This is a genomic window from Nonomuraea ceibae, from assembly GCF_019396325.1.
Lineage (GTDB): Bacteria > Actinomycetota > Actinomycetes > Streptosporangiales > Streptosporangiaceae > Nonomuraea > Nonomuraea ceibae.
Genome location: NZ_JAHKRO010000115.1, coordinates 1 through 26,704 on the forward strand (window position 1 = coordinate 1; position 26,704 = coordinate 26,704).

Genomic DNA, 26,704 nt, shown 5'->3' on the forward strand with positions numbered 1-26,704 from the left:
TGAACGCTTTTCATCCTGCTTCACGGAGTTGAAGAACGAGGATGGCTTTGACGAGCTGACCTGCGAGAAGAGGGCAACACCGTAGCTTGCGAAGGACGCGCCAGGTTTTCAGCTGCGCATTCGCGCGCTCTCCTGGTGCCCGAAGCTTGGCATGCGCAGAGTTCGCGCTCTTCTGCGAGGTCGGCTTGTCCTTGCCCCGGTACGGCACCCGCACGGGTTCACCAGCGCCGATGTAGCCCTTATCCGCCAGGGCGATCAGGCTGGCACTTTCCAGCCGACGAACGATGCCCCAGATCCGGGCCGCCTTCAGATCATGCACCGAGCCCGGGAGGGAGCCGGAGGTCCACAACGGCGTACCATCGGGGCTGGCCAGGACCTGGATGTTCATGCCGTGCTTCTTATGCTTACCGGAGTAATACGGCCGGTCGGCAGCCACTCGGTCGATCGGGATCAGGGTGCCGTCAAGCACCACAAAGGCGTATCCAGCGCGTTGAGCCGCGCGTAACGCCTGGTCGAGACGAGGCGCACGGCTGGCCAGCAGTCCGATGGCCTCACGAATGTAGCGCCATGCCGTGGTGGCGCCCACGCCGAAGCCTTCCGCCAGTTCGGTGAGCGGCTCACCCTTGCGCAGGTGGACAAGTGCGAGCATGGCCTGCTGGCCGGGGTTGAGCCTGCGCCAGCGGGAGCCGATCTTCCTACGATGACGACGGATGAGGCCGGACAGGAACGTCAACGTCCGGCGTGACAACGGCAGCGCAGCACGATAGAACAGCACACGAAGCTCCTGGGGATGCTGTTGCTCTTGGTCGACAACGCATCTACCAGGGGCTTCTCTGCTTGTAGGTCAAGATCGAGAGCTTGCAACATGCTTGTGACCTGGCGCTTCAGGATGGAAATGGCTCAGTGCGACAGCAACGAACTTTCTCATGAAGCTCATGCAACACGAGCATTCTTGAAATCCTCTTGTATCCAACTGCAATGGCGTACGTCACAGCACGCTCGCACAGGTGACCACGCCCCTGCCCGCCGTCAAACGGTCAGCACGATCGTCCAGCAGTGCTCCCGGCTACCACTCGCCGCGAGAGGTCCCAGCCGGATCGCAGGCTTGGTCTGCAGCACGACCGGCTCCTTGCGATCCTCCCGGAACCACAGCTCCAGCCCTTCGTAGCCGGACCGCAGGCGCTCAACCGACAGCCGCCCGAGAGGCCGCAGCCGGCTGACGTACGTGATTCTGATATACGCCTCACCCGCCGTGGGACCGATGGAGAAGAGCACCGATATCGCACCTCGGGTGAGTTGAAAGGGAGGGAGGCCGACTGGCCACTGGACGTCCTCGTACGCGCCCTGCGGCTCATCCTCGAAAAGCCAGACCAGTTCCGCCAGCTCACGGATCTCCATGTCGGGACCATGCTCATGGACAACCCATAGGCACCGCCCTCCGGGAGGCTACGTGGAGGGTGCCGATTCCGCCGTCACTGGCCGGCGCTTCAGGCGGCTCACCAGTGATCCCACCCATGCCAGCCGTACCAGTTCCCCATGAGATGCCGGTAGGAATCGTCGGCCGTCTCCTCAGGCTCCCCCACGGGCAGGAGGACGAAGCTGGTGTTGCTGTCGATGGCCCACTCCTCGCCGATGAGGCAGGCACTGCCGAGGACGTATTTTGAATCCTCCAGCCTGAGGTAGGGAAAGGCGTCGCATATCTGATACAGCCCCACCCACTGGCAAGTGGAATCGCGTGACGTTTCGGCCGTCACCGTTCGGGCGTACGCTTCCAAGCTCGGCTTCGAGATCGTGAACCGGAGCCATAACGAGGCATCCGTCACCAAGGCAACCGCGACACCCGCGACGATGAACACGGGTACCAGCCAGCGCATTAATCGAGGCTGTGCCGTACCGTTGCTCATCGCCATGCTGAACCGGATCATCCAGATCACCCACAGCGGGAGCCCGAAGAAGAGGCCCACCAGGAACATCTCGAGGACGTACCAGTGGGGGACGCTCGCCCAGTACAGAATGACGCCGGCCACGGCGGAGAACGCAGTGAGATACAGCCATCCAGGAGGCTTGTTGAACATGCGCCACCTTAACGCCCTCAACATCACCGACCCCCGCCAGGGATGCGCCGCGGACCGATACATCGGGATACGAGGCAGCCGAGCCTTTCTTGCCGCCCCCAAGGCCGTGCTGGCATCATGGCGAACATGATCGAGAGAATCGAGTCCACCCTCCACCGGTGAGCGCGGTGACCGAGTCCGAACCGCTCGGACCACAGATCAGCCTGTTCGACTACGCGATGTGGTTCGATGGCGCGCATGGGGGACTTTCTGGATGTTCGTGTGCAGATGGGTATCGTCCCGCTAGTCACAGGAGAAATCACGCGCACGATCAGTTGCGAACCAGTTTCGGATTTGTGGCGGGTTGAGGCGTCTGCCCCCACCACAGCACCCGGCACGAAACCAGCCCTCCAGGAAGCCTCGACAGCACCCATACCAGGCCGTACGTTCAGGGCCTCGCCGGAACACCACGGAAGCGGCCTCAATGATCACATCAGTCATCAGCCCCGACCAGTACGGCATCAACCCCTACTCGGTTCACGCCGCCCGATACCGCCTCCAGAACCCGGCCGTCACAACGGCCCGCAACGTCGCAACGTTCCACCTGACCCGCCGGCGCAGCATCGACGACGCCGGAACCATCACGGACTGGCAGGCCGCCGCCGACTACTCGGACCTGTACATCACCGTCCCCAGCCTGGGCGTGTCGTTCAAGCAGGAGGTCGGCATCCTCGGCAAGAACGTCACCCTCAACACCAGCCATTCGGAGTACCAGCTCTTCGAATTCGACCCGGATTTCGTAGCACTGCGGAAAGCGGAAAGGTGGCCCCGTAACTACGTGATCGACTGGATCTTCACCGAACGGCCCGCCTGCGGCGCCAAGTTCCACAACTGGAAAGTCGTCGCGGGCGGCTGCGATCGCCTCCTCAGACAGTGCGACGACATCCAGAGCCTGCGCGTCTGGGACCGCGACAAGGGCGGGGAATACCCGTACAGCAACCGCAACGACATGCCGATCACCGTCTACAGCATGTTCGAGCCCAGCAGCGCCACCAACGCGATCAAGGCCGCTGTCGCCGGCTACAAGACATTCGCGCCGAAGTAGCCCGGCACCCACGGGGTGAAGCCATGGGACAGGCCCCGGTCCGGAGGGGTCCGAGAGCCTGTCACTGTCCGCCGCCGGATCAGGCCGCGAGTCCCTTCTCAGCGGCAGAGTCTCAGCGGCTCACGCCTTGGCCGGTTCCTTCGGCCGCACGGTCGCACCGTCGTAGCGCTTGGCGACGGCCTCGGCCGTGGGCTTGCTCGTCGAGTTGTAGACGACCTTGCCGTCAGCGCTGACGACCTCGAACTGCTGGCGAGCCTTGCTGCATCCGCAACCCATTACGCGGCCTCCCCCTTCATGGTCTCCGTCTTGTCCGCCAGGCTGGCGGCGATCTGTGCCCGCGCCAGCACCAGCCGTTCGGCCAGCTTCGCGACCTCGGCCTGGCGCTCCGCGCGGCGTTCCATCTCCTCGACCACCGTCGGCACCATCGCGGCCACGTCGATCCCTCCCAGCCCGGCCGCCGCCTCTGGCGCCGGGGGCGGGGTGGCTGAGGCGGTCAGCGCGAGGTTGGACCGCTCGACCACCGCGGAGGCCGCCAGCCGGGACGGATGCCCCGGCACCGGCACCGACAGGACCGCGCGCAACGCCCACCGCCCGTTGCGCTCCTGCCACATGTGATACGACGGCTGGCAGGCGGCGAACACCATCCGGTCCCACTCACTGAGCCACGGGGCGGCGGCCCCCGAGAACCACGTGCCGCCCGAGTTCATCCCCACGGTCACGATCCCCGCCACCGTGCGCGTGTCGTCGAACTGACAGCTGCGGTCTCGCACGGAACCGGACAGCGCGTAGGCGCCGTCGATGGTGCGGATGGCTCAGGCGCGTGCTGCGCTGCCTCGGCTTGAGTCCGCCTTTGCTGCCTTGCTCGCGATGCACCGCGCCCAGGTGATGGCCCGTCATGTGAGGCCCTACTTCGTTTCCTACGTCCCGGACCTGCTGGCGCAAGTAGCCGGATGGCGGCAGGCAGAAGAGATCACCCGCACAGCTGTCGTCCCCTACGGCCCTTGAACCCGTCCGGCATTGATGGAGGCTCCTGCGGTTGGAAAGGATGGAGCCCATGGCCGGTCGATCTATTCGCATCCCTCCCAGCGTCGATACCCGCCAGAGCTGAAGCAGCGTGCGGTCCGGATGGTGCAGGAAGCGATCCAGCAGTCCGGTGAGCCCCACGGAGTGATCACTCGGGTGGCGCGTCAACTCGGTGTCGGGTCCGAATCGCTGCGCAGCTGGGTACGCCAAGCTGAAGTCGCCGCCGGGCAACGGCCAGGCACGACGACGGAGGATGCGCAGCGGATCGCCGAGCTGGAGCGCGAGGTACGCGAGCTGCGCCGGGCCAACGAGATCCTCAATGCGGCATCGGCTTTCTTCGCCAGCCAACTCGACCCACGCACGCCCAGATGAACGCCTTCATCGACGCCCATCGCGACCGGTTCGGGGTCGAGCCGATCTGCCGGGTGCTGCAACACCCGCCCCCGACCTACTACGCCGCACGCCCCAGGCGCCCCTCGGCCCGCGCCATCCGCGACCAGCAGCTCAAAGCCGAGATCACGCGCGTGTTCGAGGACAACTACCGCTGCTACGGCGTCGGCAAGATGTATCACCAACTGCGCAAAAACGGCCACGAGTGGCGCGCTGCACCGTGCGCTGGCTGATGCGCCAGCTGGGCATCCACGGGCTGGTGCGCGGCAAAACCACCTGCACCACCCTCTCCAACCAACATGCGCAGCGGCCGGAGGACCTGGTCGGCCGTGACTTCCACGCACCGGCGCCGAGCCGGTTATGGGTAGCGGATCTGACCTACATCCGCACCTGGAACGGCTGGGTGTACGCGGCGTTCGTCATCGACGTGTACTCCCGCATGGTCGTCGGCTGGCAACTGGCCACCCACCTGCGCACCGACCTGGCCTTGGACGCCCTGGAAATGGCCATCTGGCGCCGCCGCCGCCACGACCCGACCGGAGATGCCGACCTGTCGCAACTGGTGCATCACTCCGACCGCGGCGTTCAATACCTGTCCATCCGCTACACCGAGCGCCTGGCCCAGGCCGGCGCCCTCAGCTCGGTGGGAAGCCGCGGCGATTCCTACGACAACGCACTCGCCGAGTCCTTCAACGGCATCTTCAAGGCCGGGCTGATCCGTCGCCACGGCCCCTGGACCAGACTCGACGCCGTGGAACTGGCAACGCTCGAATACCTCGACTGGTACAACCACCGAAGGCTGCAGACCGCCTGCGGCCACCAGCCGCCAGCGGAGTTCGAAACCATCTACTACCGTCACAACCACAACCCCGTCACGACAGCAGAAACCCAGTAGGCAGCTGTTCATCAAACCCGGACGGGTTCAGTCAGCGGAACTCGACCTCGACCCCGTGCTCGGAGAAGATCTCCAGAAGGTCGTCCAGTTCGATGTTCGGCCCCCAGTCGCGCAGGCGGTGGTCCGGCCGGTCGTAGCCGGCGACGAGGTGGCGGCGGGCCACATCAGAGTGGTGCCAGATCAGCCGGAACGGGCTGGTGGCACCCCATCCGCCGGCGAGGCAGTCGTCGAGAGCGTTGAGGTCCCAGCCGAAATAGCCGCCGGGACCGTTGATCGCTTCTCCGATGGCGCAATAGAAGGCGTCGATGTCAGTGACGAAACGACCGTCGAGGTGATAGGTCGTCCCGGCTGGCTTGTCCGGCAGTCCGCCCTGAAGAAGGTGACGACCGACTGCCAGACCAAGCCATTCGCGCTGCAGCAGCCGGTCGTAGCGTGTCCACAGGTTGGGCTGGGCCGGACCGCCGTCGTACCACATGCGGAAGATCTCGCGAGCGCCACTAGGTGTCGGCTTCTCGATCCCACCGTCGAAGGTGATGTCCAGCAGCCCATTGCCCAACTTCGACGGGCGGGCGGCGATGACGGTGGCCGACAGCAGCCCGCCCCTGCCGGCGATCCGCCCGTCGTATTGAAGGGCCATGACGGAGGCCGTGATCTTGCTTCCCTCGATGCTCCTCAGCAGCGGCGGCGCTTCGGGAAGGAAGCCGATCAGGGTCACCGGCCGGATCGGCGCGGCCGGTCGCTTGCGGAAGACTCCAGCAACGTCCAGACACCAGCCGAGCTTCACGTCATCAAGCGCGGCCAGCCGAAATTCCGTCACGTCCGGCTTGTTCTCCAGCAGCCCCGCCTTCGGAAGCAGCCGTACGTACCCGCGCAGGTCGAGATCGACAAGGCCATCCCGTGTCGCCGACGGGCGTCGGCCGATCACGGTGACGTCGATGAGCTCTTCCACGCAGGTACACCCGCGCTCGTCCCATAGACACCTGTCAGGCCGCTGGCGGTGGATGGGAAACAGGGCGATGCTGGGCAGCCACGCCCGCTCGGTCCCCAGATGCCCCAGCGCCTCCAGCAGCGGCCCCGTCGGCTCACAGCCGAGCAGGGTGAAGGTCTCTGGTAGGGGGATGGGCTCGGCGTCTGAGAAGAGCCCGTCGATGTCGTGGCACACGCCCAGCGTGACGTCCGGTTCACCCACCTCGCCGGTGTACTCGTCCAGCAGCAGCCACCGCGCGCCCGGCATAGCAGGAGTTGTCATCGCGGCAAACCCTAACCGCTGGCCCTCTCATTTGCACCGATTGGCGTTGATGGCGATCTACCAGGCATGGCGGACTGTGACGGTGAGGCCACGTCTGGTCGGGCTGACTCTGGCCCCGGAGCATCCGCGCCGGCACGAAGGCCTCATACGACGGGCTGAACGGAGCGCGGTGGCGGTCGCACCTACCTTCTGCAAGCTCCGCCAGGACCTCCAGGACCTGCTTGCTGGCCGTCGAGTCGTATCCTTCGGTCGCAGCCACGTCTACAGCGTGCTCTACTGCGAGCTTGAATACCACGTTTGGAGCGACTGCCTCGAAGACGGTGTCGTGACGATGGATCACCTCGGCATCCTCGACATCCTGGGCCGCTCCACCTTCGAGTGCGCACAACTGGCCTACTCCCGCTACCTCGCCCGGTGGAACACCGACCGGCATCGCCCCGCATTGCTCAAGCACCCGTCCCGGGCAGTGTCGGCCGCGGAACGCTCTCAAGTGGTTCTGAAAGTGCTCCGAGACATGGCGGCTCAAGCGCCGGCTCAATATCTACACCTGTGTCGGCAGGCCAAGGAGGCAGAGCGCTCTGGGCGCAGTCATCGCCGGGTCGAGACGCAAGGGGAGCACCGGGTCCGGCTGGCCCCGGCACGTCAGGCGGTCCTCATCCGTGCAGGCTCACGATGCGAGAACCCTTCCTGCCCCGATTCGGGTTATACCCACGACGTCACTGACAAAGGAGAACCCCTACTGCAGGTCCACCACATCGATGAACATGCTCAGGGCGGCCGGGATCACCGGACACGATGCTTGCGCTGTGCCCCAACTGTCATGAACGCGTGACCCGCGGGCGAAATCGCGAGCAGCTCAACGAGACCTTTCGGGCCGCGGCGCGTGCGGCACACCAACAGCAGATGCACACGCTTTCCTCGACGGCCTAATGAAGGAGACGCGAGGGGAAACGCCACCCGAGCGAGCCCGTCAGCGCCTGCCCGACTACTCGAGCTGCGGAAATCTCCTTCGGTGATGCACTGGGCGACTATCTGTGTATGCCTTGAGTATCTAAGCCGGGAGAAGACGAAACTTGGGCCGAACAACTAGATTCAGGGCTTGAGTGAGGCGCGCACACTATCACTTGCGTTATCGCCACCCGCTTTCGCGAGCGTAACCGTGCCGTTGGCAAGGCGATTTTGCCATGCCTGAATCCTTATAAGGGATCTGGCCTTACCACCACGTCGAGCCTGGGGAACATCGGTCCAGCTGGCTCTCACTGGTCGTGGTTTAGATCGAACTGTCAGCTCAACTCCAAAGAAGGCAAGACCGTGCTCACCGATGTGGGGCCTTGTGGAGCTCAGTGTGCCGCGCGATCGGGACGGCAGCTTCGAGCTGAACCATCCCGCGGTACCTGCTGGTAGGGGTCACCGCGTCATCCGGTGGCAAGTCAACCCGGAGCGTAGGGCCGCCAAGCTCGAGGGGAATCGAGCCATAGGAGACTCAGACAGAACCAGCCAACTAGCCCCAGCGAGATCGCGCCCCGGGATGGATCACATATTCCTTCTCTTGACATGTTGCCCGCCATAACCTCGCAGGGCCTTCGCTATCTCATGTCGGCGTGCCCGCAAGATGCTGATGGAACAGAGCGCGATGGCGCCATGCTTGGGCATGAACTGGGCTCCGCCACCGAAAATATCGGAGTCGGGAAAGATATCGGCCTCCTCCAGCCAGACCACGACATGAGGGCTTCCGTTTACCTGTTCGATGTCGATCGCACCGATCACTGACCAGGGAATCCAGGTCGTCCCGCTGCGCGCGAAGAGCTGGACGCCCCGCGTTCCGATCTCCAGACGGACGGGCGCTCGTGCCATCTGGACATATCCGAAAGTCAGCGCCAGACAGACGGCCGCCCCGACGCCGAAGGCGATCTTGGCGAATGTCGGCAGCTCTGCCGTGAAGGCGAGAAGGACCGCGAGCAGACCCAGGAGCGAGGTGAGGAAGGTCAGAACCCAGTAGCTTCTGTGGCGTGCTTCGAAGGTCACGTACGCGCCTTCGTCGTTACCGCGGGAGGATCGGTCGACGTCCCATCTCAGCCCGGTCGTCCTAAATGGCTCCGGCGAACGTATCGGATCGATCGGCCGCCCTGCTGCCCGGTTTGGGGCCAGCGCGATAAGCCCGGCAGATTGCAGGGCGCGGCGGCTGGGCACCGAGAGTTTTTCGGCCTGCATGGTGTGACGAAGTCGCTGGTAGAGGAAGTCGAGCGTCAGCAGCTCAGGGCCGTCGGACGCGCCCTCGCGAAGCAGCCTGATCAGGCGGCCGCTGAAGGCGGTGTGCTCCTCGCCAGGCAACTTGAGTGCGACTTGGTTTCCCTGCGCCGAGGTCAGGACGTATGAGCCGTTGACATCGAGCTGACCCAGCACAGCGGTGTCCGGGTCGGCCATGAGATCACCTACCGCCCGGCCCGAGAAACAGCAGTCGAGGATCACGACCTTGTTGCGCGCAGGGCTGTCGAGAACCGCGCCGCGAAGCTTGTCGTACTCCATCGCCGTGAACTCCGGAGCTTCCCATTCGCTGTCGGGTAGGGCCAAGTAGAGCTCATGTCGCCGGCTTCCCACCAACCCGTGGCCCGCGTAGTAGACGAGGAAGAGGTCCTCCGCCTCACTGGCCGCCGCCCTGATCCGGCCACCGAGCCTGCGGACATCACTCTCGTCCGCGAGTGTGAGGCAGTGTTCTCGCGAGACGATCCCATGAGCCGGGTCGGTGAACACCGCGGCAAGGTCGCCGAGGTTCTGGCGGACCGCTGGCAACTGGGTGAGCCTGCCGTCGGTGTAGTGGCTCGTCCCTATCAGCACGGCACGAGAATGCTCACGGTCGGGAAGCCGCACCGTTCAGCCCGACGACTCGTCGCGCAGCGCCTGCTCCAGCAGAGCCTCGATCCGGCTCTCGGCCACCCGTTTGGCATCGATCTCGATGCTCCGATCTCCAGCCTCGACCCGGATGGTGATGTCCGACCTGCGCGGCTGAGAAAGCCAGGTCTTCAACGACATCGCTAGGGCTGACAACGTTCCGGAGCCGAGTGCGATGACCACAGCGTCCGTGAGTCCACCGAGCTCGCCATCCCTGGGAGGCGGTGCCGACTTACGCACCTGACCCCCGAGCTCCGGCTCCAGTCCAAGCCAGTCGCGCAGGGACTCCAGATGTTCAGACTTGTCTCCGTCGCCGACCACTGTGAGCCGAGTCTCCATCTTTGGCCTCCAAGCATGGGTTCTTCCCGAGAAGACCTCAGTTCGACTCGGCGCATAACAACATCTTCGGAACCGGTACCGATGTGTTATGCGCCGGCATCTGTCCTACACGAGGAGTGCAAGCAAACAGGACAAATGCCCTGGAACTGCCTTGAGAGTGCCGATGTGGCCTCGGGCACCAGTATGAGGTGCGATTTCTGCCCTGGTACGGGGTGTCCCGTCTGCTGCTGGCGCCCCTACGGTTCGATGCTCATGCTGGAGATGAAGGCATTTCTTTCGGCGCTATAGCTACGCGGGGCGTGATCGCGTAGATGGCGTCGCTGTACGGCGCTGCCGTACCAGCAGCGCACGATACCACCAGGATGGGCGTTCATATCGATGTTGCCGGCGCCATGTGTGCAGCCGATGTGCTGACCCGACCGAGTCCGATGCCTGCCGCCTCCAACGTCTACGGTTGGCTATTCGAGCAGTAGTACCCGATCGCCGACTGTCCGCGGATACTGCTGTACGTCGAGATCGCCCCACGCCGAATGGCGGCACGAGTCCAGGCACAAGAGGACTGGCGTGCCTGGCAGCGGCAGATGCTCAGGTAGGTCTGGTGCTTTACGTACAGCAACTCACCAACGCCCTGAATAAAGCTGTACCACTCACCAGCGTGCACGCTCGAATGGACTCGGCGGCCTCACGCTGAGCCACGGTGAGGAAGTCTGAATCGGAAGCAACCGTGCTCGACGTCGTGATCAGAGTCCGTGACCCTGAAACGGGAGAGAGCAAGCCTAAATGGGTAGGCGGCTTCACCACAGAGGACGACGCCAAAGCCGCCCGCGACGAAGCCCGTGTAAAAGCCCGGCGCGGCGAATACATCGACCGGAACACCATTACCGTCGCCGAATACCTCGCCGAGTGGATCGAGGGCCACGCCGTCGAGATCAAGCCGCACACCCTTAAGGGCTATCGCGACATGATCCGCCTCTACATAACCCCACGCATCGGCACCGTACGCCTCCAGGCACTACGCCCTTCGGCGATCACCAAGTTCTACCGAGACCTCCTGACCAGCGGCGGCAGGAAGAATAGTTCTCTCGCTCCCAACACCGTCAAGCACGTCCACACGGTGCTGCGAAAAGCACTCACGGACGCCGTACTCGTGGACGAGCTCCTGCCGAACAACCCAGCGGAACGGGCCAAGCTCCCCCGGGTCTCATCCACAGAACCCGGCATGGTGTGGACGCCCGCCCAGCTCCGGGCGTTCCTTCAGACCGCGCGAGACCATCGCCTCTTCGCCTTCTTCCACCTCGCCGCCTACACGGGCGCCCGCAGAGGCGAACTGCTCAACCTCCGCTGGACAGACGTGGACCTCGACAAGCCCCAAATCCACATCACAGGGACCGCCGCCGTCCTCGACCGCCAGCGCATTGAAGGCACCACGAAGAGCGGCCGTTCCCGAGTCGTCTCCCTCGACGCGGGCACGGTCAAGGTCCTCAAGGCCCACCGCGCCCAACAGGACGAAGAACGCCTCAAGCTCGGGGAGTCCTGGAAAGGCGGCCACGCTTACGTCTTCACGACCGGCTGGGGAGATCCAATCTTCCCCGACACGCCCAGTTCCCTGATGCCCAAGCTCATCGCCACCCACAACAAGCAGAACCCAAGGACGCCACTCCCCCACGCCCGCCTGCACGACCTCCGCCACATCCACGCCACCACACTCCTGATGGCCGGCACCCCCGTGCACGTCGTCGCTGCCCGCCTCGGCCACGCCGACCCCGCCATCACCCTGCGCGTGTACGCCCACGTCATCCACGAGCAGGCCGCCACCGCCGCCGACATCTTCGCCCAGGCGGTGGCCTCCTGTTAGCAAGGGTGTTAGCAAGATCGCGACATTGCCCTGACAAACGAGAAGCCCCTGAACCGGAATCACCAGTTCAGGGGCTTCTTCATGCAGAGCCGACGAGGGGAATCGAACCCCTGACCTTCTGTTTACAAGACAGATGCTCTGCCGATTGAGCTACGTCGGCACGGCCTACCAGTGTAGACGCTCAACCACGTCGGTGACGAGCGACCTCGTACAACGTCACTCCCGCGGCCACTCCCGCGTTGAGCGACTCCGCCGCGGCTGCCATCGGGATGCGGGCCACCACGTCGCACTGTTCGCGTACGAGCCGGGACAGGCCCTTGCCTTCGGAGCCGACGACGACGACCAGTGGCTCGCCGAGCAGGTCGACGTCGCCGATGTCGACGCGGCCCTCGCCGTCGAGGCCGATGACGAAGAGGCCGGCCTCGCGGTATTCGCGCAGGGCGGCCGTCAGGTTGGAGGCGCGGGCGACGCGGAGATTGGCGAGGGTGCCGGCGGAGGTCTTCCAGGCGCCGCCGGTGACGCCGGCCGAGCGGCGTGAGGGGACGAGCAGGCCGTGGGCGCCGAAGGCCGTCGCGGAGCGGGCGATGGCGCCCAGGTTGCGCGGGTCGGTGACGCCGTCGAGGGCCACGATGAGGGGCGTCTCCGCGGCGTCGTGGGCCAGCTCGACGAGCTCCGACGGGTGGGCGTAGTCGTAGGCGGGGATCTGGAGCGCCACGCCCTGGTGGACGGCGCCTTCGGTCAGCCTGTCGAGCTTGTCGCGGGTGACTTCGAGGAGGGCGATGCCGCGCTCGGCCGCGATCTTGATGGAGTCGCGTACGCGGTCGTCGTTGTCGATGCGCTGGGCCACGTAGAGGGCGTTGGCGGGCACGCCCGCCTGCAGCGCCTCAAGGACGGGGTTGCGCCCGCCGATGTGCTCGGGGGCGTCGTCGGAGCGCTTGGCGCGCGGGGCCGGGCGGCGTCCGCCGCCGCCGCGGTCCTCGCGGGCGATGCGCTCGGCCCTGGCCTTGTCCTTGTACCAGTGGCGCATTTCGGCGGGCGGGGTCGCGCCGCGTCCCTCCAGACCGCGCCGTACCTGCCCACCGGTGCCCTTCGAGGGGCCCTTCTTCTTCGCGGGCCTGCCCGACGCCCTGCCACCAGCTGCCATGCGTCCAAGGGTAACGGGTCACGCCTGGTGGCTGAGCTCCCAGCGCGGACCGTGGGGGGTGTCCTCGACGGTGATGCCGGCCGCGGCGAGCTGGTCGCGGATGGCGTCGGCCGCCGGGTAATCCTTGCGGGCGCGGGCAGCCTTGCGCTGCTCCAGGGCCACTGCGACCAGGACGTCGACCACCGGCTTGAGGTCGGAGCCGGCCGAGCGCCACTGCGGCGAACGGGGGTCGAGACCGAGGACGTCGAGCATGTTCTGGGTTTCGGCGAGCAGGCGGGCGACGGCCTCCTTGTCGCCCTTGGCCAGCGCGACGTTGCCCTCGCGGACCACCTCGTGCACGACGGCGAGCGCCTGCGGGGTGCCGAGGTCGTCGTCGAGCGCGTCGGCGAACGCCTGCGGGAGCGGCGCGTCGGCGTCGACGTCGTGGATGACCTCGGCCGCGCGGGTGACGAAGCCCTCGATCCGCTGGTAGGCGGCGGCGGCCTCGCGCAGCGCCTCCTCGGAGTATTCGATGGAGGAGCGGTAGTGCGGCGCGGCCAGGTAGTAGCGCAGCTCGACGGGGCGCACCTTCTGCACCATGTCCGGGATGAGCAGCGAGTTGCCCAGCGACTTGCTCATCTTCTCGGCGCCGATCTTGAGCATGCCGTTGTGCATCCAGTAGCGGGCGAAGCCGTCGCCGGCCGCCTGGGACTGGGCGATCTCGTTCTCGTGGTGCGGGAAGATCAGGTCGATGCCGCCGCCGTGGATGTCGAACGTCGGCCCCAGGTATTTGGTGGCCATCGCGGAGCATTCGAGGTGCCAGCCGGGGCGGCCGGGGCCCCAGGGGGTGGGCCAGGTCGGCTCGCCCGGCTTCTCGCCCTTCCACAGGGCGAAGTCGCGCAGGTCGCCCTTGCACGATTCGTCCTCGGTGTCGGCGGCGGGGCGCATGTTCTCCAGCCGCTGGTTGGAGAGCTTGCCGTAGTCCTCCTCGTAGGAGCGGACGTTGAAGTAGACGTCGCCGCCGGAGGCGTAGGCGTGGCCGCGCTCGATGAGGCGCTCCATCAGCACGATCATCTCGGGCACGTGCCCGGTGGCGCGCGGCTCGACGGTGGGCGGCAGGCAGCCGAGCGTGTCGTAGGCCCAGGTGAAGGCCCGCTGGTTGCGCTCGGCGATGACGAACCAGGGCACGCCTTCCGCGGCCGCCACCCGAATGATCTTGTCGTCGATGTCGGTGACGTTGCGGCAGAAAGTCACGTCATAACCGGAACGTGTCATCCACCGGCGCAGCACGTCAAAGTTCACGCCAGACCGGATATGTCCGATATGCGGCGGAGCTTGCACGGTGGCACCACACAGGTAAATCGACGCCCGGCCGGCTTCGACCGGTACGAATTCGCGGATGGCGCGTGTGGCGGTGTCGTAAAGGTGCAAGCTCACGAAGGCAAGGCTAACGCCTCTTCACCCCCGTAGCGTGACCTTCTCCGGCTTGATACGCACGATCACCCGCTGGGCGCCCGGCTTGTCATGGAACGGCCCGCCCGTGTACTTCTGCGACAGCTCCTGAATGAGCGCGCCCTCCGGGTCGTCCTCCATGGTCACGCGCCCCCGGACCTCCACGTATCGGTACGGGTCGTCGGGGTCGATCACCAGCAGGCTGGTGCGCGGGTCGCGGTCGAAGTTGCGCGGCTTGCGGCGCCCCTTGACGGTCGAGAACAGCACGTCGTCGCCGTCCAGACGCACCCACACCACGGTCGACTGCGGTGAGCCGTCGGGGTTGACGCTGGTCACCGTGGCGAAGTTGGGCGCGTCGAGCAGCTTGCGCGCTTCCTCGGTGAGCTCGGTCATGTCGCTCCTCCAGATCGGTCCGGGCTGTCATTCTTCTGTAGGCTCGAGACCGCCATGGACGTGACTCCCCCCTCTACGCTCCGCCGGCTGGGCATCGCCCTGGCCGGGCTCGCCGTCGCCGCCCTCACCGGGGCCGCCTGCGCGCTCTCGTTCGACGACCTCAGGGCTCTCGCCGTGCGCGGCGAGGCCAGGCCGGATCTGGCCTACCTTTACCCGGCCGGGTTCGCGGCACTCCTGGTGGTCGCGCTGATCGGCGTGCTGCTGCTGCGTTCGGCGCGGACGCTGGTCCGCGTGCAGGCGGCGGTGGTGCTGGTGCTGCTCCTCGTGGCCGCGGCGGCAGCGGACGCCGCGGTGGCGCTGCGGGTGGAGTTCCAGGTAGCGCCGACGGCCGTCGGCGTGGCGATCGCGCCGTGGGTGATGCTGGCCGTCGCGCTGTGGCTGTGGCTGCTGCTGATCAAGCACGTACAGGATCGCCGGACGTCCGGCGCCGACGAGCGGCCGGACGAGGACGACATCGTGCCCTTCCACCGGGCCCCGGAGAACGCCCCCGAGATCACGCCTGAGACCGCCCCGGCCGCTCCCCGGCAGGCTGCCGCGCCGGCGGCCGAGGAGCCGCGGGGCCGGCTGGAGCCCACGCCGGTCGTCGGCCCCACCCCCGCCCCGGAGACCCCGCCCATCTCGGAGCGGGTGACCCACTGGCAGGCTCAGGAGCCCAAGGCCGAGGAACCCAAGGCCGAGGAACCCGAAGCCCAGGAGCCCGAGGTCCGGCGACCCGTGGAAGCCGCTCCTCCGGAGATCCTGCAGCCGCAGGAGGAGGAGCCGCGCCGTCCGGTGCGCTGGGGCGACCGGGTCAAGCCGACCGACGTGCTGGTCCACCCCAAGGCCACCGGCAAGGACGCCGACACGCAGCCCGTCCCGGTGGTCGCCGACGTGCCCGATCCCGCGCACGGCCCCGAGGCCGCCGACCCTCAGTCGAAGGACGACGAGCGAGACGAGCGCGACGCGCTGGAGGACACCGCCCCGCACCCCGTGGTCACCGAAGTCCAGGCCCAGGCCCCGTCGGGCCGCCTGCGCAGCACCCCGCTCCCGCCCGAGGAGTGAACGGAACGGGCCCGCCCGGCATGACCGGACGGGCCCGCGAGAAACCGTGGCGGCGTCAGATGCTTCGTCCGCTGCCGCTGCCGCGGCGTAGCCCGGCGACCAGGCCGACACCCACGATGGCGAGCACGACCTGCATCACGAGCTCGATCCAGTCGATGCCGGAGGTCGTCTCGACGCCGAGCACCTGAGCGATCAGCGTGCCGACGAGGGCTGCGACGATGCCGACGACGATGGTGAGGATCCACCCGATGGCCTGCCTGCCGGGAAGCAGGAGACGACCGATCGCGCCGATCACGGCGCCGATCACGATGGCGCCAAGGATGGATTGGATTGTCATGTCACAAACCTCCCCGTGAGGGTGAGCCGTTCATCCTCACGGGGTGGTGGCTACCCGTGACGCGACGAATATGCGCGATGGTAAAGAATCGGCAGGTCAGGCGGTTGTGCGGCCTGTTCCGGGGCCGCCGCGCCTGCCGCTGGTCGTCATGCGGGCCACGATGGCCACGCCTATCACCGCCAGCGCGAGCTGGAGCAGGTGTTCGATCCAGTCGATGCCTCTGGTGTCGGCCCAGCCGAACATCTGGGCGATCAGGGTGCCGAGCAGGGCCGCCACGATGCCGACGATCAGCGTCAGACCGATGGACATGTTCTGCCTGCCGGGCACCAGCAGCCGGGCCAGTGCTCCGACGATGGCCCCGATGACTACAGCGGAAACAATCGCGCCGATCATGTGTGACTCCCCCCGAGACGTTCACATGTCTCAAAGGGGCCTACCCGGCAAAAGTGAAGTTACCCCTGAAAGACGGCGGCCCGTACCGCGCCAGTGACGGGCCGCCGTCGCCCATGGACACCCCGGCAGAGAGGACGCGCGAGTCTCAGGAACGGTTGTCTCAGGAACGGTCGACGACGAGCGCCGTCGCGACGGCCGCGACGCCTTCGCCGCGCCCGGTGAGGCCGAGCCCGTCCGTGGTGGTCGCGCTGAGGCTCACAGGGGCCCCCAGAGCGGCGCTGAGGGCCTTCTCGGCCTCCTGGCGCCGGGGGGCGAGTTTGGGGCGGTTACCGATCACCTGGACGGCCACGTTGCCGATCTCGAACCCGGCGGCGCGCACCTGGCGCGCGGTCTCCTCCAGGAGGGCGGCGCCGGACGCGCCGGCCCAGCGCGGGTCGGCGGTGCCGAACAGTCCGCCGAGGTCGCCGAGCCCGGCCGCCGACAGCAGGGCGTCGCAGGCCGCGTGGGCGGCGGCGTCGCCGTCGGAATGGCCGGACAGCCCCGTCTCGCCCGGCCAGTGGAGGCCGGCGAGATGGAGCTCCCGGCCGGATGCGAACGGGTGGACGTCGACACCGACGCCCACCCGTGGAATGTTCGTGTTCAGGAGTTGAGAACCTCGTCGAGCAGGGCTTCCGCCTTGTCCTCGTTGGTCTTCTCCGCGAGCGCGAGCTCACTGACCAGGATCTGGCGAGCCTTCGCGAGCATGCGCTTCTCCCCCGCGGACAGGCCGCGCTCGCGGTCCCTCCGCCACAGGTCGCGAACGACTTCGGCGACCTTGTTCACATCGCCGGAAGCGAGCTTCTCAAGATTGGCCTTGTAACGGCGAGACCAGTTGGTCGGCTCTTCCGTGTGCGGCATCCGCAGGACGTCGAAAACCCGCTCAAGGCCTTCCTGACCGACAACATCGCGCACACCGACGAGTTCTGCGTTTTCGGCTGGCACCTGGACGGTAAGGTCGCCCTTGTCGACCTTGAGCACCAGGTAGGTCTTTTCCTCACCCTTGATGGATCGCTTCGTGATTGCTTCGATCCGAGCAGCCCCATGGTGGGGGTAGACGACAGTGTCGCCGACCTGGAAAGTCATGTGACAAGTACCCCTTCCGCTGTACTCCAGGGTACCACGCATCCACAGGCTCCCGGAACAGTGAAATCATCATAACTGCAGGTCAAAGCCGCATATTGGGGGTTGACAAGCGGTCAAGCGTATGAATCGCATATCCGGACATGGCTAATGACCTGCGGGGGTGCGGATATGACCATGGAATCGGATCGATATGGTAGGCGCTGCCCATCCCGCACGCGCGAGACCCAAGGAGAACCCGCCCGTGACCAGCCGTCGCTGGATTGTCGCCGCCGCCGCGTTCCTGGCTGCCCCCGTACTCGCCGGCTGTTCGGTTGGATTCGACGCCAACACCAACAAGCCCTACGCGCCCGTCGAGGGAGCGGCCCTCATCGAGCAGGGCAGCTACGGAAAGCAGACCGTCCACATCCCTCAGGCGTTCATTCTCGGCCCCGACTCCGGCGGCCAGATTCCCTGGCGTGGTTCCGCCCCGGTCTACCTGCACATCCTCAACTCCTCGGGCACTCCCGACAGCCTCCAGGCCGTCAGCGCGGGCAACGCCGCCACGGCCAAGCTCGCCGCCCCCGTGCAACTCCCGAGCAACCAGCTCGTCGACACGGGCAAGCCGAGCCCCCAGATCATGCTGGAAGGCCTCTCCAGGGCCCTCAGGGGCGGCGAGAGCATCCGCCTGGACCTCCAGTTCGCCAACGCCGGCGTCGTCTCCATGAACGTCCCTGTGGTCACGCGCAGCCGCGAGTTCGCCCAGTACCCGGCCGTCCCCGGCGCCGTCCCTCCGCCGACGCCCACTCCCACCCCGTCGGCGCCCGCGGAAGAGGCGCACTAAGACGCCTCAAGACACGGCAAAACCTCTGTTTCCCGTACGGGCTCCCGTACCGGAAACAGAGGTTTTCGTGTTGTATGCGGCTATTCCTCGACCGCGTCGAACTTGTAGCCGAGGCCGCGCACGGTCAGGATGCAGCGCGGGTTGGACGGGTCGGCCTCGATCTTCGCGCGCAGGCGCTTGACGTGCACGTCGAGGGTCTTGGTGTCGCCCACGTAGTCGGCGCCCCAGACGCGGTCGATGAGCTGGCCGCGGGTGAGCACCCGGCCGGCGTTGCGCAGCAGCACCTCCAGCAGCTCGAACTCCTTGAGCGGAAGCTGCACCTGCTCGCCGCGCACGGCCACGACGTGGCGGTCGACGTCCATCCGGACCGGGCCGACGGCCAGCACCGCGGTCTCCAGCTCCTCCACGACGTCGCCCTGTCGGCGCAGCACCGCCCGGATGCGGGCGACGAGCTCACGCGAGGAGAACGGCTTCGTCACGTAGTCGTCGGCGCCCAGCTCCAGGCCCACGACCTTGTCGATCTCGCTGTCCTTGGCCGTCAGCATGATGACCGGGACCTTCGAGCGCTGCCGCAGCGAGCGGCACACCTCGGTGCCGGGCAGGCCGGGCAGCATGAGGTCGAGCAGCACCAGGTCGGCGCCGCTGCGGTCGAAGGTCTCGAGCGCCTCGGGCCCGGTCGCCGCGACAGAGACCTCGAACCCCTCCTTGCGCAGCATGTAGGACAGGGCGTCGGAGAAGGACTCCTCGTCCTCCACGACCAAAACTCTGGTCATCTGACCGTCTCCAGGGGAATCGAGGGTGGTGCGGGCAGCGCCGTCCCGCCGAAGGCGGGCAGGCGCAGCGTGAAGGTCGAGCCGGAGCCTTCCTTGCTCCAGACGGAGACCTCGCCGGCGTGCGCGGCGGCTATGTGTTTGACGATGGCCAGGCCCAGGCCGGTGCCGCCGGTCGCCCGGGAGCGGGCGGCGTCGACGCGGAAGAAGCGCTCGAAGATGCGTTCCTGCAGTTCCTCGGAGATGCCGATCCCCTGGTCGCTGACGCTGATCTCGACGCTGTCGCCGGCGGGCCGCGCGCTGATGACCACGCGGGTGTGCTCGGGGCTGTAGACGATCGCGTTGTCGATGAGGTTGCGCAACGCGGTGACCAGCAGCTCGTCGTCGCCCCAGATGCGCAGCCCCTCGGTGCCGCCGGAGACGAGCGTGATGTCCTTGGCCCCGGCCCTGGTGTTGCAGTAGTCGATGGCGTCCTGGACGGCCTCGTCGATGGAGACCTGGCCGGGCGTGGGGATGGCCTCGGCGCCCTGGATCCTGCTCAGCGTGATGAGGTCCTGCACCAGGTAGGTGAGCCTGGCGGCCTCGTGCTGCATGCGGCCGGCGAAGCGGGTGACGGCCTGGGGGTCGTCGGCGGCGTCCTGGATCGTCTCGGCGAGCAGGCTCAGCGCGCCCACGGGGGTCTTCAGCTCGTGGCTGACGTTGGCCACGAAGTCGCGCCGCACGGCCTCGACCCGGCGGGACTCGGTCTGGTCCTCGGCGAGGACGAGCACCTGCCCGTAGGAGCCGAGCGGGGCGACGCGCACCGCGAAGCTGGTGGTCTCCTGCCCGAACTTGTGCCCGGCGACGTCGATCTCGGTCTCCCGGATCTCGCCGTCGCGGCGCACCTGGCGCGCCAGCGCGAGCAGCTCGGCCGCCATCAGCCGGTCGCCCTTGACCAGCCCGAACGCGCGAGCGGCCGAGCTGGCGCGCAGCACCCGGTCCTGGCCGTCGAGCACCACGGCGGACGAGGGCAGCACGGCCAGCACGGAGGCGACGCCCTGCGGCAGCGCACCGGGGTCGTTGTCGGTGGCCGCACCGGCCCGGCTGGGCGCCTCGATCTGATTGCGGTAGAACAGCACCGCGAGAGCCCCCACGACGAAGCCGGCCAGGGCCGCGAAGCTCATGGCCATCTCACTCATGTCTTCGATGGTAGGCGGCGCCACGCCGAGCACACCCCTCTCACCTGCGGATGAACCCGGCTTTCCCGGAAAGTTCATCTCGGCGTAGGAGTTCGTTCATCGACGCCCACATACGGTGACGACATGCGCGACGCGTACCATGAAGAACTTGATTCCCTGACCGACAAGCTGGTCGAGATGACCAGGCTTGTCCGCTCGGCGATTTCCCGGGCCACGACCGCCCTGCTCGACTCCGACCTCCAGCTCGCGGAGAGCGTGATCTCCCGCGACGAGGAGGTGAACGCGATCTTCGCGGACATCGAGGCGTCCATCTTCGACCTGATGGCCAGGCAGCAGCCGGTCGCGGTCGACCTGCGGATGGTCGTCACGGCGCTGCGCATGGGCACCGACCTGGAGCGGATGGGCGACCTCGCGGTGCACGTCGCCAAGGTGGCCCGGCTGCGCCACCCCGACTCGGCCATCCCCGCGGAGATCCGCTCCACGATCGTGGAGATGGGCCAGATCGCCGAGAACCTGGTCACCAAGGCCGGCAGCTGCGTCGCCTCCCGCGACGTCGAATCGGCCCTGGAGCTGGAGCAGGACGACGACGCGATGGACCGGCTGCACCGGCGGCTGTTCAAGAACATCCTGGGCAAGGACTGGGCCCACGGCGTCGAGCCCGCCATCGACATCACGCTCATCGGCCGCTACTACGAGCGCTACGCCGACCACGCGGTGCGCGTCGCCCGTGACGTCGTCTACCTGGTGACGGGCTCCCGCCCCGGCTGAGCCCCGGCGATCAGCTCCGTGGCGCGGCGCATCGCCGCCCGCACCTCGGCGGGCGCGTCGCCGCGCTCCAGCGCGGCGAGCGTCGCCGCGCTCACCGCCCCCACCGCCGCGCCCACGAGCGCGGCCGCCCCGATCGGGTCGAGTTCGTCTGGGTACGCCTGCCGCAGGGCCTGGGTCAGCTCGTGCTGCGCGGTGACGTAGCGGTGCAGCAGCCGGGCCTGCAACGCCGGGGCGGTGGCCGCCAGCCGGACCCGTAGCTGCGCCAGCCCGCTCGTCAGGTCGGCGTCCCAGGCGTTGCCGATCATCTCCTCCATGGCCCGCGCGACCACGTCGGCGGGCCTTTCGCCTTCCCCGCGCTCGGCGACCACGCGCAGCCCCAGGTCCACCCGCACGTCCGCGTTGGCGAACAGCACGTCCTCCTTGGCCTGGAAGTGCAGGAAGAACGTCCGCGTCGACACCTCGGCCGCCTCGGCGATCTCCGCGACGGTGACCTGCTCGAAGCCCCGCTCCTCGAAGAGCCGGACGGCCGCCTCGACCAGCGCCTGCCGTGTGCGCTGCTTCTTGAGTTCCCGCAATCCCGTCATGCCCGCAAGTTTAGTACATCTGATGTAGTAATACATTGGATGCAGTCACTTGAGAGAGGCAGGACCCCATGGGCAGTCTTGACGGGCGCGTTGCCCTCATCACCGGAGCGGGCCGCGGCATCGGCTGCGAGGAGGCGCTGTTCTTCGCCGCGGAAGGCGCCAAGGTCGTCGTCAACGACCCCGGCGTCGAGATCGACGGCAGCGGCGGCGACACCGGCGTCGCCGCCAAGGTGGTCGAGGAGATCGTCGCGCGCGGCGGCCAGGCCGTCGCCAACACCGACAGCGTCGCCGACTGGGAAGGCGCCCGCCGCATGGTCGCCACCGCCGTCGACGCCTTCGGCGACCTGCACGTCGTCGTCAACAACGCCGCCGTCGAGCGCAACCTCGGCCTGGCCGACCTGGGCGAGGCCGAGTTCGACGACGTCGTGGCGGTGAAGCTCAAGGGCACGTTCGCCGTCACCCGCTGGGCGGCCCGCCACTGGCGCGAACGGTACGAGGCCGGCGACCGCGCCGACCGCGCCGTGATCAACACCTCGTCCGGCTCCGGGCTGCTCAACCCGCTGCCCACCCAGGCCTCCTACGCCTCCGCGAACGCCGGCGTGGCCGCCCTCACCACCGTCGCCGCCCTCGAACTCGGCAGGTACGGCGTGAGGGTCAACTGCGTCTCGCCGTCCATGGCCCGTACCAGGCTCACGCTGGAGGTGCCCGGGATGGGCGGCGAGCCGCCCGCCGAGGGCTTCGACCCGCTGCACCCCGCCGCGGTCGCCCCCATCGCCGCCTACCTGGCCTCCGCCGCGTGCCCCCGGACCGGGCAGGTGCTGTCCGTCAGAGGCGGCACGGTGACCGTGAACCAGGGGTGGACGGCGGGGCCGGCGGTGCACAGGGACGGGCCGTGGACCGTCGCCGAGCTGGCCGAGGAGCTGGGGGCGGTGCCCATGGAGGACCCGTACGACCGGCTCGCCGAGGCGCTCGGCGGGGCGCTGGGGGTTTCGGGGCGGGAGCAGTTGCAGGGGATGATCAACGCGCTGCTCGACCGGCGCTGACCGCCCTACGGCGGTGCCCGCACCGCCGGCGGTCCTTTTCCTGCGAGGGGCCTACCGGCCCCTCGCGCTCCCCGGCCGTTCACCGTACGGCTCGGCCCATCCTGAACGGCGCCACGTTCAGAAGCGGAAGCCGAAAAGGCCACCGGTGACCTGGTCGGTCAGGTGGGGCTCGATGACGTACGGGGCCGCGTCAAGGCCCGCCGAGCCGGCCTTCCGCAGATCGTCGGAGTTGATCGTGACGACGTACTGCATTCCTTCGGCCGCGGTCACCTCCGCGGCGAGCTGCAACGCCCGGACGATCTGCCTCTCATCCACGCCGTCGTACAGATGACTGTCGTGAACCAGGAAGTCAGGACCACGCCCGGCCCTGTGAGCTATCACCGAAGCGGTCAGGTCGAAGCAAAAGATGACCATGTTGTGGATGCCACGGCTGCCGTCATCCTCGATACGGGGCTCGATACGCATGCGCTGCTTCGTGGGGCTGAACGTCAGGTACGGATTCTTGCCGTCGCCGTACAGACGCCTCGCATACTGGTTGAACAGCGCATTGGCCTCCCGGGTCGCCGCGTCCCGGTCTTCGAGGTCAGTGACCATCTCCTGTTCCAGCTCCAGTCGCTTGGCGTCGATCTCGCGCCGGCTGGCCTCCAGGGCCTGCGCCGCCTGGAACCTGTGCCTGAGCGATTCGAGATGTGCCTGCTCGCGTGCGAGGGCGTACTGAAGCGAGGTGAGCGCGTCGAGCGCCCCGCCCGAGTTGAGAGTGCGCAACAGGGCCGCCTGCCTCTCACCGAGGCGCTGCCGGGCCAGGTTGCGCTCCGACAGACGCTCGCGGAGGCGGGAGGCCTCCTCGCTCAGGTGCTTCTCGCGATTTCTCACCACGGTCTCGTGAAACACGCGGACATCGTCGAACCGGCGTCGCACCTCCTGGCCGAGGATGACTCCGAGCTGGCGGTAGGCGGTCTCGAGGTAGCGGTCATCGGGCTCCACGACGTCGGCCATCGCCCGCTCCATGTCCTGAAGATTGCGGCGTTCGATGGCCTCCTCTGCCCGGAGGTCCCTGATCTGCTGATCGACCTCATCGGCTTCCCGGCGGATGTTCTCGTACTCCGGGACCACCTGAAAATCGGCGATCTGCCTTTCGAGCTCGGCGAGACGCTGCTCGACGGCTCCGATCTCACCGCGGAGCTCTGCGGAACGACCGACGATCTTTCCCCACACCGGATCCTTGGCCGCCTCGACCAGCTTCTTTCTGGTGGCTTCCTGATTGGAGAGCAGCCGGTATCTCGCCGCCAGGCCCACGTCCAGCCCGAACAGGTGGCACAAATTGAGCATGGAATCATGCGGCGACTGCTGGCCGAAGGTTTTCGTGGGCTCCAGGAAGCCGCCGACGTCGACTCTTCTGATGGCGAAGGACAGGAGCGTTCTACCGCTGATGTCGAGGTTCTGGGATGTGGCCCCGTAGAGATCCCGCTCGATCACCCACTGCCAGTCCTTGAGCGATATCTCTGCGGGCCGATCGAAAAGACCCCTCGGCGTCCCTCCGGTGACGTCCGGGTCGACCACTATCTTGTTCGGCCTGCAGACGGCGCGCGTGACCACCAGCGGCTCCGACCTGCCCGGCCAGTCCAGCTCCAGCGTGAACACGTGATCACGCAGGCTCGGACTGGTCCACAGCGCCTTGTTCGCGTTCTGTGCGCCCAGGACGAAATGCAGCAGCTCTATCATGCTCGACTTGCCGGAGCCATTACGGCTGTCCGTGTCGGTGGAGGCATCGGTGCGCTCGGCCACGACAATGTTGAGGCCGGAGCGGAATTCGACGGCCTTGAATCTCGAGTCGTTCGATCTCAGGCTACGGAGCATCGCTGCGCGCCCGGAAGATCAGGACATCCCGCTCCAGCTCGACGAGCCCCATCGCGAAAAGCAGATCAAGCGACAGCGCGAACCACCAGAACGTCAGTGGGGCGCGATGGTCGTTGGCCTCCCGCCACGCCAGGAGGCGGCGCCATGCCTGATTGATGGTCACCGGCTGCCGCTCAGTGGCGATCACGATCTGCGCGCCGACAGCCAGCAACGCACGCTGGGGAGCGACGCCCTTGGTCGGCACGATCACGCGAGCACCTCCACCCCTGTCTCAGGAGCCCACCCCGCGGGCGGCACCTTGAAGATCTCACACTCCTCGAAGAAGTACATCAGGACGACGAGCGCGTTGAGCTCCATGGGCGACCGTTGCGAGGCGTTGCCGAGGATGTGACGTTCGAGCTGCCAGAGAATTTCGTCCGCGTCAGCACTCGTCCGGGCGATCATCTCGTAGTGCGCCCGGAACCCCGCCGCCACCTCGTCGCGCTCGTTCGGATCCAGGCGTCCTCGGTAGTACTCCTCCACGTGTTTCACGTACGGCAGCGCAAGACAGAGACGGTGCCTGACGTCCCAGGAAAATCCGTTGTAGTCCATCTTGGTCAGAGGGGGCCTGGGAATCGCGGGCAGGTCTTCGAACGGACGGCGAAAGACCGCCAGATGGTCCAGCAACGGGATGAGCTCGTCGAGAACGACGCTGACGGCCACCGGAGCAGCGGGGAAAGGGCCCAGGAAGTCTTCCACCTGCCACCTCTCCATCCGGCAGAGCCGGGTGTAGAAGTGGGTTCTGCCGAAGTTCTCGAAGGTGAGCTCCGGATAGTTCGTGCGCGCCCCTGCCAGCAAGGACGCCACCTCGGGATGGATGCCCCGCCGGTCGCTGTGGACGAAGACGAAGGTGTGAAACTCGTTCTTGCGCTGCTCCAGCGCTTTGATGAGATCGCTTTCGAACTTGTCCGCGATCTTCGCTGGTGTCACCGTCTGTGGTGCGTAGCAGGCATAAAGCTTGCGGTCGGAGAGCAGCAGTCCATCCGCTCCCTGGTCACCCCTTCGTCCCGCGGTCCGGACATTGACCGCTTTTCATCCTGCTTCACGGAGTTGAAGAACGAGGATGGCTTTGACGAGCTGACCTGCGAGAAGAGGGCAACACCGTAGCTTGCGAAGGACGCGCCAGGTTTTCAGCTGCGCATTCGCGCGCTCTCCTGGTGCCCGAAGCTTGGCATGCGCAGAGTTCGCGCTCTTCTGCGAGGTCGGCTTGTCCTTGCCCCGGTACGGCACCCGCACGGGTTCACCAGCGCCGATGTAGCCCTTATCCGCCAGGGCGATCAGGCTGGCACTTTCCAGCCGACGAACGATGCCCCAGATCCGGGCCGCCTTCAGATCATGCACCGAGCCCGGGAGGGAGCCGGAGGTCCACAACGGCGTACCATCGGGGCTGGCCAGGACCTGGATGTTCATGCCGTGCTTCTTATGCTTACCGGAGTAATACGGCCGGTCGGCAGCCACTCGGTCGATCGGGATCAGGGTGCCGTCAAGCACCACAAAGGCGTATCCAGCGCGTTGAGCCGCGCGTAACGCCTGGTCGAGACGAGGCGCACGGCTGGCCAGCAGTCCGATGGCCTCACGAATGTAGCGCCATGCCGTGGTGGCGCCCACGCCGAAGCCTTCCGCCAGTTCGGTGAGCGGCTCACCCTTGCGCAGGTGGACAAGTGCGAGCATGGCCTGCTGGCCGGGGTTGAGCCTGCGCCAGCGGGAGCCGATCTTCCTACGATGACGACGGATGAGGCCGGACAGGAACGTCAACGTCCGGCGTGACAACGGCAGCGCAGCACGATAGAACAGCACACGAAGCTCCTGGGGATGCTGTTGCTCTTGGTCGACAACGCATCTACCAGGGGCTTCTCTGCTTGTAGGTCAAGATCGAGAGCCTGCAACATGCTTGTGACCTGGCGCTTCAGGATGGAAATGGCTCA

Annotated in this window: 29 protein-coding genes, 1 tRNA gene and 1 pseudogene; 8 read left to right on the forward strand and 23 right to left on the reverse strand. The window is 66.8% G+C overall.

Annotated features, from left to right (window positions below):
- Nucleotides 1-10: 10 nt before the first annotated feature.
- The 3 genes from KME80_RS40850 to KME80_RS40860 form a co-directional block, all read right to left on the reverse strand.
- Nucleotides 11-775, reverse strand: coding sequence for a transposase family protein (locus KME80_RS40850; protein WP_219515565.1), 765 nt, complete (start codon nt 773-775; stop codon nt 11-13).
- A 254-nt stretch (nt 776-1,029) separates the two neighbouring features.
- Entirely contained in the window at nt 1,030-1,398 is a 369-nt protein-coding gene (locus tag KME80_RS40855) for a hypothetical protein (RefSeq protein WP_219515568.1), read from the reverse strand.
- Nucleotides 1,399-1,496: 98 nt separating this feature from the next.
- The gene (locus KME80_RS40860) at nt 1,497-2,075 is read right to left on the reverse strand and encodes a hypothetical protein (RefSeq protein ID WP_219515571.1); all 579 of its coding nucleotides are present in this window, start codon (nt 2,073-2,075) and stop codon (nt 1,497-1,499) included.
- 463 nt (nt 2,076-2,538) lie between these two features.
- On the opposite strand from KME80_RS40860, the gene KME80_RS40865 reads away from it, so the two are divergent.
- Nucleotides 2,539-3,159, forward strand: coding sequence for a hypothetical protein (locus KME80_RS40865; protein WP_219515574.1), 621 nt, complete (start codon nt 2,539-2,541; stop codon nt 3,157-3,159).
- 120 nt (nt 3,160-3,279) lie between these two features.
- Here the strand turns inward: KME80_RS40865 and KME80_RS40870 are convergent, their stop codons facing one another.
- Together KME80_RS40870 and KME80_RS40875 are read right to left on the reverse strand one after the other, a co-directional pair.
- A complete protein-coding gene (locus tag KME80_RS40870; RefSeq protein WP_219515576.1) occupies nt 3,280-3,435 on the reverse strand; it encodes a hypothetical protein in 156 nt (51 codons plus the stop codon).
- Nucleotides 3,435-3,878 carry a hypothetical protein gene (locus KME80_RS40875; RefSeq protein WP_219515589.1) on the reverse strand — a complete coding sequence of 148 codons (444 nt, stop codon included), beginning with the start codon at nt 3,876-3,878 and terminating at the stop codon, nt 3,435-3,437. Before KME80_RS40875 ends, KME80_RS40870 begins: the two co-directional genes overlap by 1 nt.
- A 406-nt stretch (nt 3,879-4,284) precedes the next feature.
- Here KME80_RS40875 and KME80_RS40880 point away from each other — a divergent pair.
- Nucleotides 4,285-5,467, forward strand: a pseudogene (locus KME80_RS40880) (IS3 family transposase).
- 31 nt (nt 5,468-5,498) lie between these two features.
- Here the strand turns inward: KME80_RS40880 and KME80_RS40885 are convergent.
- The gene (locus tag KME80_RS40885; RefSeq protein WP_219515600.1) at nt 5,499-6,701 is read right to left on the reverse strand and encodes a barstar family protein; all 1,203 of its coding nucleotides are present in this window, start codon (nt 6,699-6,701) and stop codon (nt 5,499-5,501) included.
- Between the two features lie 64 nt (nt 6,702-6,765).
- Between KME80_RS40885 and KME80_RS40890 the strand changes: the two genes are divergently transcribed.
- The gene (locus KME80_RS40890) at nt 6,766-7,548 is read left to right on the forward strand and encodes a hypothetical protein (RefSeq protein ID WP_219515614.1); all 783 of its coding nucleotides are present in this window, start codon (nt 6,766-6,768) and stop codon (nt 7,546-7,548) included.
- Nucleotides 7,549-8,249: 701 nt separating this feature from the next.
- Here KME80_RS40890 and KME80_RS40895 read toward each other — a convergent pair.
- Nucleotides 8,250-9,551, reverse strand: a complete 1,302-nt coding sequence (locus KME80_RS40895) for a caspase family protein (protein WP_219515631.1) — start codon at nt 9,549-9,551, stop codon at nt 8,250-8,252.
- Between the two features lie 36 nt (nt 9,552-9,587).
- Entirely contained in the window at nt 9,588-9,944 is a 357-nt protein-coding gene (locus tag KME80_RS40900) for an effector-associated constant component EACC1 (protein WP_219515633.1), read from the reverse strand.
- Nucleotides 9,945-10,668: 724 nt separating this feature from the next.
- Here KME80_RS40900 and KME80_RS53000 point away from each other — a divergent pair.
- Nucleotides 10,669-11,799 (forward strand): tyrosine-type recombinase/integrase, encoded by a 1,131-nt coding sequence (locus KME80_RS53000; RefSeq protein WP_219515646.1) that lies wholly within the window; start codon nt 10,669-10,671, stop codon nt 11,797-11,799.
- A gap of 87 nt (nt 11,800-11,886) precedes the next feature.
- Here the strand turns inward: KME80_RS53000 and KME80_RS40910 are convergent.
- The 4 genes from KME80_RS40910 to KME80_RS40925 form a co-directional block, all read right to left on the reverse strand.
- A tRNA-Thr gene (locus KME80_RS40910) sits at nt 11,887-11,959 on the reverse strand.
- 21 nt (nt 11,960-11,980) lie between these two features.
- Complete coding sequence (rlmB, locus tag KME80_RS40915; RefSeq protein ID WP_219515659.1) at nt 11,981-12,943, reverse strand: 23S rRNA (guanosine(2251)-2'-O)-methyltransferase RlmB; 963 nt, start codon at nt 12,941-12,943, stop codon at nt 11,981-11,983.
- A gap of 18 nt (nt 12,944-12,961) precedes the next feature.
- Nucleotides 12,962-14,359 carry a cysteine--tRNA ligase gene (cysS, locus tag KME80_RS40920; RefSeq protein WP_219515676.1) on the reverse strand — a complete coding sequence of 466 codons (1,398 nt, stop codon included), beginning with the start codon at nt 14,357-14,359 and terminating at the stop codon, nt 12,962-12,964.
- A gap of 21 nt (nt 14,360-14,380) precedes the next feature.
- Nucleotides 14,381-14,767 (reverse strand): PPOX class F420-dependent oxidoreductase, encoded by a 387-nt coding sequence (locus KME80_RS40925; protein ID WP_219515679.1) that lies wholly within the window; start codon nt 14,765-14,767, stop codon nt 14,381-14,383.
- Nucleotides 14,768-14,821: 54 nt separating this feature from the next.
- Between KME80_RS40925 and KME80_RS40930 the strand changes: the two genes are divergently transcribed.
- Nucleotides 14,822-15,868 carry a DUF2637 domain-containing protein gene (locus KME80_RS40930; RefSeq protein ID WP_219515691.1) on the forward strand — a complete coding sequence of 349 codons (1,047 nt, stop codon included), beginning with the start codon at nt 14,822-14,824 and terminating at the stop codon, nt 15,866-15,868.
- 55 nt (nt 15,869-15,923) lie between these two features.
- Here the strand turns inward: KME80_RS40930 and KME80_RS40935 are convergent, their stop codons facing one another.
- The 4 genes from KME80_RS40935 to KME80_RS40950 all read right to left on the reverse strand — a co-directional run bounded on the left by KME80_RS40935 (nt 15,924) and on the right by KME80_RS40950 (nt 17,720).
- Complete coding sequence (locus tag KME80_RS40935) at nt 15,924-16,205, reverse strand: GlsB/YeaQ/YmgE family stress response membrane protein (RefSeq protein WP_219515705.1); 282 nt, start codon at nt 16,203-16,205, stop codon at nt 15,924-15,926.
- A 96-nt stretch (nt 16,206-16,301) separates the two neighbouring features.
- Nucleotides 16,302-16,598, reverse strand: coding sequence for a GlsB/YeaQ/YmgE family stress response membrane protein (locus KME80_RS40940; protein WP_219515708.1), 297 nt, complete (start codon nt 16,596-16,598; stop codon nt 16,302-16,304).
- A gap of 160 nt (nt 16,599-16,758) precedes the next feature.
- Nucleotides 16,759-17,220 (reverse strand): 2-C-methyl-D-erythritol 2,4-cyclodiphosphate synthase, encoded by a 462-nt coding sequence (gene ispF / locus KME80_RS40945; protein WP_219515735.1) that lies wholly within the window; start codon nt 17,218-17,220, stop codon nt 16,759-16,761.
- 17 nt (nt 17,221-17,237) lie between these two features.
- Nucleotides 17,238-17,720 carry a CarD family transcriptional regulator gene (locus tag KME80_RS40950; RefSeq protein WP_043624891.1) on the reverse strand — a complete coding sequence of 161 codons (483 nt, stop codon included), beginning with the start codon at nt 17,718-17,720 and terminating at the stop codon, nt 17,238-17,240.
- Nucleotides 17,721-17,961: 241 nt separating this feature from the next.
- On the opposite strand from KME80_RS40950, the gene KME80_RS40955 reads away from it, so the two are divergent.
- Nucleotides 17,962-18,540, forward strand: a complete 579-nt coding sequence (locus KME80_RS40955) for a copper chaperone PCu(A)C domain-containing protein (protein WP_308126136.1) — start codon at nt 17,962-17,964, stop codon at nt 18,538-18,540.
- Between the two features lie 80 nt (nt 18,541-18,620).
- On the opposite strand, the gene KME80_RS40960 is transcribed toward KME80_RS40955, so the two are convergent.
- Nucleotides 18,621-19,313, reverse strand: a complete 693-nt coding sequence (locus KME80_RS40960) for a winged helix-turn-helix domain-containing protein (RefSeq protein WP_219515764.1) — start codon at nt 19,311-19,313, stop codon at nt 18,621-18,623.
- On the reverse strand, nt 19,310-20,479 hold the full coding sequence (locus tag KME80_RS40965; RefSeq protein ID WP_219515870.1) for a sensor histidine kinase: 1,170 nt from the start codon (nt 20,477-20,479) through the stop codon (nt 19,310-19,312). The genes KME80_RS40960 and KME80_RS40965 overlap by 4 nt, the downstream gene beginning before the upstream one ends.
- Before the next feature lie 132 nt (nt 20,480-20,611).
- Here KME80_RS40965 and phoU point away from each other — a divergent pair, with 132 nt between their 5' ends.
- Complete coding sequence (gene phoU / locus KME80_RS40970; RefSeq protein ID WP_219515778.1) at nt 20,612-21,256, forward strand: phosphate signaling complex protein PhoU; 645 nt, start codon at nt 20,612-20,614, stop codon at nt 21,254-21,256.
- Here the strand turns inward: phoU and KME80_RS40975 are convergent.
- Nucleotides 21,226-21,840 (reverse strand): TetR family transcriptional regulator, encoded by a 615-nt coding sequence (locus KME80_RS40975; protein WP_219515781.1) that lies wholly within the window; start codon nt 21,838-21,840, stop codon nt 21,226-21,228. The two genes, phoU and KME80_RS40975, sit on opposite strands and share 31 nt — an antisense overlap.
- 68 nt (nt 21,841-21,908) lie before the next feature.
- On the opposite strand from KME80_RS40975, the gene KME80_RS40980 reads away from it, so the two are divergent.
- Entirely contained in the window at nt 21,909-22,883 is a 975-nt protein-coding gene (locus KME80_RS40980) for an SDR family NAD(P)-dependent oxidoreductase (protein ID WP_219515833.1), read from the forward strand.
- 117 nt (nt 22,884-23,000) lie between these two features.
- On the opposite strand, the gene KME80_RS40985 is transcribed toward KME80_RS40980, so the two are convergent.
- The 4 genes from KME80_RS40985 to KME80_RS41000 all read right to left on the reverse strand — a co-directional run bounded on the left by KME80_RS40985 (nt 23,001) and on the right by KME80_RS41000 (nt 26,576).
- Nucleotides 23,001-24,668, reverse strand: a complete 1,668-nt coding sequence (locus tag KME80_RS40985) for an ABC-three component system protein (RefSeq protein WP_308126137.1) — start codon at nt 24,666-24,668, stop codon at nt 23,001-23,003.
- A 61-nt stretch (nt 24,669-24,729) separates the two neighbouring features.
- Entirely contained in the window at nt 24,730-24,990 is a 261-nt protein-coding gene (locus KME80_RS40990) for an ABC-three component system middle component 6 (protein WP_219515861.1), read from the reverse strand.
- Nucleotides 24,987-25,709, reverse strand: a complete 723-nt coding sequence (locus KME80_RS40995) for an ABC-three component system protein (protein ID WP_219515864.1) — start codon at nt 25,707-25,709, stop codon at nt 24,987-24,989. The genes KME80_RS40990 and KME80_RS40995 overlap by 4 nt, the downstream gene beginning before the upstream one ends.
- Before the next feature lie 102 nt (nt 25,710-25,811).
- Nucleotides 25,812-26,576 carry a transposase family protein gene (locus KME80_RS41000; RefSeq protein ID WP_219515565.1) on the reverse strand — a complete coding sequence of 255 codons (765 nt, stop codon included), beginning with the start codon at nt 26,574-26,576 and terminating at the stop codon, nt 25,812-25,814.
- Between the last annotated feature and the right edge of the window lie 128 nt (nt 26,577-26,704).